Here is a 4266-nt window from a genome sequence, read left to right as displayed (position 1 = left end):
GGCTACCTTCAGTGGTACGCTGTGCGCCTAGAAAAGTAATTGTTACACAGGGTTACGAAACCCCTGCTCGGAAAATTCCGTTCTAATATAGATAAGGCTCTTGGGTAAGCAAAAGAGTGCGGACAACTTCTGATTCTTTTTTGGTGTCCATATCGTCAAGAGTATCAGGGTAATGAGACTGTGGCCAATCGCCGTCGTCAACACAAGAAAAAACAACAAATGACCTACAGTTGGCCGTTGGCAGTCACCCACCAAGCCCTTAGCTCTGCATCGGTGGATTTGATCTGGCGCAAAGTAGTGAATTTGGCCGATGTGTCGTGGCATCCCTTGATTTTGCGCACGAATGTGCCCTATGGACTGGTACCCAAGCCGGGGTTTATTTTCCAAGCCATGACCCGGTGGATTCCTTGGCCGATTCAGATTTTTGTTGAGCGTGTCTCCCCGCGGAAGCTGTTGAGTATTCGCATTTTGGTCTTGCCGGGGGTAGAGGAACGGGTGACCTATCGTTTGGAATCTACGGTCTGCGGGAGTCAGATTTCCTGCTCAGTGATGTTGCGGGGATGGCTTGCGCCGCTGATTTGGTCACTGATCCGCGATTATGCGGCAGTCTTGGCCGCCCGTTTGGCGATCGCTGCGGAGAAGGATCCCCCCTCTGCCAAGCCCCCCATTGACCCCTGTTTAGGTTTTTAGATTGACGAGAGACAATTCTATGCTCAGCGATAGCGATCGCGTTCGTGTTCTCAGTGAAGCCCTGCCCTATCTCCAAGCTTTTGCCGGGCGCACCTTTGTCGTCAAATACGGCGGCGCCGCCATGAAGGAAGAGCACCTCAAGGATTCCGTCATTCGCGATATTGTCTTTCTCTCCTATGTGGGCATCCGTCCGGTGGTGGTTCATGGCGGTGGCCCAGAGATCAATACTTGGCTGAGCAAGCTCAACATTGAACCCCAATTCAAAAATGGGCTGCGGGTAACCGATGCCGCGACTATGGATGTGGTGGAGATGGTCTTGGTGGGTCGGGTGAACAAAGAAATTGTGACCCTCATCAACCAAGCGGGCGGCAATGCGGTGGGTCTGTGTGGCAAAGACGGCAACCTGATTCGTGCCCGTGCCCAAGGGGAAGATGGTATTGGCTTTGTGGGCGAAGTGCAAGGAGTGGATACCCGTGTGATTACAGCGCTGGTGGAGAAAGGATATATCCCCGTGATTTCCAGTGTGGCAGCCGATGAGACAGGGCAAGCCTACAACATCAATGCTGATACGGTTGCCGGCGAGATTGCCGCGGCCTTAGGGGCTGAAAAGCTGATTTTACTGACGGACACAGCAGGAATTTTACGGGATTATCGCGACCCCAGTACGCTCATTTATCGCCTTGACATTGCCGAAGCGCGGCAATTGATCAAGGAGGGGGTGGTGTCGGGGGGAATGATTCCCAAAGTGACCTGTTGCGTGCGATCGCTGGCTCAAGGTGTGAAAGCTGCTCACATTATTGACGGTCGGGTACCCCACGCCCTCTTGCTGGAAATTTTTACCGATTCAGGCATTGGCTCAATGTTAGTGGGTTCCCATGCCGCCTACGATCGTGCCTTCACTAATTGAAACTTTTTGCATAAACCGGTGCGTCCTAGGGTATGACACCGATGTTTTAGCATCAGCATTTATTCCCTATGAAATTACTCTCTTTAATGTTAGTTGCCGGCAGTCTAGCAACAAGCTTCCCAGGGTCTGCAAACGCAGTTCCCCAACCTTACCCCCAAGTGGCCGTCAATACTTTTATGGATATGTGCATTGAGCGGGGTCGGCGATCGGCGCCTTTTGTCCCCCGTGCACTCATGAATAACATTTGCCAGTGCTCCATTAACAATATCCAACAGCGGGTGAGCTACGCCGACTTTCAAACCCTTGCTGCCAATGGCAGCCAACCCCAGTCTCCTCGCCAGCAGGAGGCGCAGCGAGTGGTGGATGAGAGTGTGAACCACTGCATTCGGCAACAACTAGGCATCTAGGCACTTTTTGTCTGCGCTGCGCGTCGAAAAGTTAGCCGGCGATCGCCCATAGCCAAGGCGAGTCTTTATGCTAGATTGGGCGTAGGCTAAAGGATCGAAAATTCAGGACGAATCATATGGGAATCACACACCGCACACTTGTTGTCAGCACAACAGTGGTTATGACAGCCTTGGTTGCTGTTACCGGTGCGGGTCTTCACTGGTCGCGTAGCCTGGCAGGTTTTCGCCAAAGTCCCAAGGAACTGGTGGATGAAGTGTGGCAAGTCATTGACCGTGAATACGTGGATGCCACCTTCAACGGCAATGACTGGCGTGCTGTGCGGCGGGAGTTTCTCTCCCGTACCTACACCAAACCAGAGGAAGCCTACAAAGCGGCACGGGAAATGCTGGAGAAGCTCAACGATCCCTACACCCGCTTTATGGACCCGGAGCAGTTTCGCTCCATGCAAATTGAAACCTCCGGTGAACTCACAGGGGTAGGCATTACCATTACCCAAGATGAAAAAACAAAGCAAATCACCGTGGTTTCCCCCATTGAAGGAAGTCCGGCGGCTCAGGCCGGCTTAATGGCCAAGGATGTAATCCTGAAAATTGACGGTAAATCCACCAAGGGCATGGATCTCAACCAAGCAGTCAGCATGATCCGTGGCCCTGTGAATACAAAAGTGCGCCTGACAATCCAGCGGGGAAACCAGGTCTTGAACTATGAGATTACCCGTGCCCGTATCGAGATCCATCCCGTCCGCTACAGCCTCCGGCAAACTCCCCAAGGGCGTGTGGGCTATATCCGTCTAGTTACATTTAGCTCCAATGCCGCAGCGGAGATGCGGGCAGCCATTCGCGATCTAGAGAAGCAGGGGGTGGAGGGCTATATTCTGGACTTGCGCTCCAATCCGGGGGGGCTACTGTTTGCCAGCGCGGAAATTGCCCGCATGTTCCTCCCGCAGGGTGATATTGTCTCTACGGTCAACCGCCAAGGGGAAGCAGAGCGCTTGCGCGCGGGTCGCGGCTTCTTAACGAATAAACCTCTGGTGGTACTTATAGATGGAGGCTCTGCCAGTGCCAGTGAAATCCTAGCGGGTGCCCTACAGGACAATGGCCGTGCCGTGTTGGTGGGAACGCGCACCTTTGGGAAAGGCTTGGTGCAGTCTGTCCAGCCGGTGGGTGAAGGGGCAGGGATTGCGGTGACAGTTGCCAAGTACTTTACCCCCAGTGGCCGCGATATTAACAAGAAGGGCATTGAACCCGACATTGAAGTTAAACTAACTGAGCAGCAGCGGGAGCAACTGACTCGCGATGACATTGCCAGCGATCGCGATCCTCAATTTACACGGGCACTGGCTGTACTCAATGAACGCATTCTAGCGGAGCGACGCAATACCCAATCAGCGCGACCTGCCCAGCCGACTAAGCCTTGAGTTTGGTGATCACCGTGGCCGACCACCGCCGACAAGCTCAGCGGGTATTGTTCTTGGCATTAGGGGTCAATTTCACCCTAACGGTTATTAAAGCCACTGTTGGCATTCTCAGTCACTCCCTCAGTTTACAGGCCGATGCTCTGCATAGTCTCACCGATGCAGGAAGTAGCATCTTGGGCTTAGTGGCCATGCAGTGGGCCAGCCCCCATCCCGATCGCGATCATCCCTATGGTCACCAAAAGTTTGAAGCCCTTGGTGCCCTGGGAATTGCTGCCTTCTTGGGCATGGTTTGCCTTGAAATTTTACGCAGTGCTGTTGAACGCCTGCTGCATCAAAGCAGTGCTGTAACACTCACAGGGGTAGAGCTGTGGATTGTGATTCTCGTCCTTGGCATGAATATTGGCCTGACCCTTTATGAGCACCACATGGGGCGCAAGCTGAATAATTCTATCCTCATTGCCGACGCCAAACACACACTGAGCGATGTCTGGACAACTATTATAGTTCTGTTGGGGTTAATTGGCGTTTGGACGTTCAACTGGGATTGGTTGGATGTAGTGCTGGCCTTTCCGGTGGCTGCCCTTGTGTTTTGGAGTACTTGGGAAGTCCTCAAGAGCAACATTCCTTGGCTGGTGGATGAGGTGGCGATCGCCCCTGAGGCCATTCATGAGCTAGTGATGACCGTGCCCGGTGTGGTGAATTGCCATGACATTAGCTCGCGGGGAATGGTGGGACGCCAAGTGTTTATTGAGATGCACTTAATCGTCGAAGCCGAAGATATTCCCACTGCCCATGCCATTACCGAGCAGATTGAGATACTCCTAGAAGACCGCTATGGACCGGC

5 protein-coding genes are annotated in these 4266 nt (G+C 53.2%); all 5 read left to right on the top strand.

Annotation, left to right across the window (positions count from 1 at the left end; genetic code table 11):
* The first annotated feature begins 219 nt into the window (after positions 1-219).
* Entirely contained in the window at positions 220-690 is a 471-nt protein-coding gene (locus Q0683_RS04545) for an SRPBCC family protein (RefSeq protein WP_298617934.1), read from the top strand.
* 19 nt (positions 691-709) lie between these two features.
* Complete coding sequence (argB, locus tag Q0683_RS04540; RefSeq protein ID WP_298615616.1) at positions 710-1597, top strand: acetylglutamate kinase; 888 nt, start codon at positions 710-712, stop codon at positions 1595-1597.
* A gap of 68 nt (positions 1598-1665) precedes the next feature.
* Positions 1666-2004: a hypothetical protein gene (locus Q0683_RS04535; RefSeq protein WP_298615614.1), complete on the top strand. Its 339-nt coding sequence runs from the start codon at positions 1666-1668 to the stop codon at positions 2002-2004.
* 116 nt (positions 2005-2120) lie between these two features.
* On the top strand, positions 2121-3422 hold the full coding sequence (gene ctpC / locus Q0683_RS04530; protein ID WP_298615612.1) for a carboxyl-terminal processing protease CtpC: 1302 nt from the start codon (positions 2121-2123) through the stop codon (positions 3420-3422).
* Positions 3419-4266 (top strand): cation diffusion facilitator family transporter (locus Q0683_RS04525; RefSeq protein ID WP_366142726.1); only part of this gene is annotated, 848 nt, incomplete at its 3' end. The genes ctpC and Q0683_RS04525, both read left to right, overlap by 4 nt.

Source organism: uncultured Thermosynechococcus sp. (assembly GCF_938074695.1).
Lineage (GTDB): Bacteria > Cyanobacteriota > Cyanobacteriia > Thermosynechococcales > Thermosynechococcaceae > Thermosynechococcus.
The sequence above is the reverse complement of the archived record's forward strand: the minus strand, read 5'-3'. Positions and strand labels throughout refer to the sequence as shown.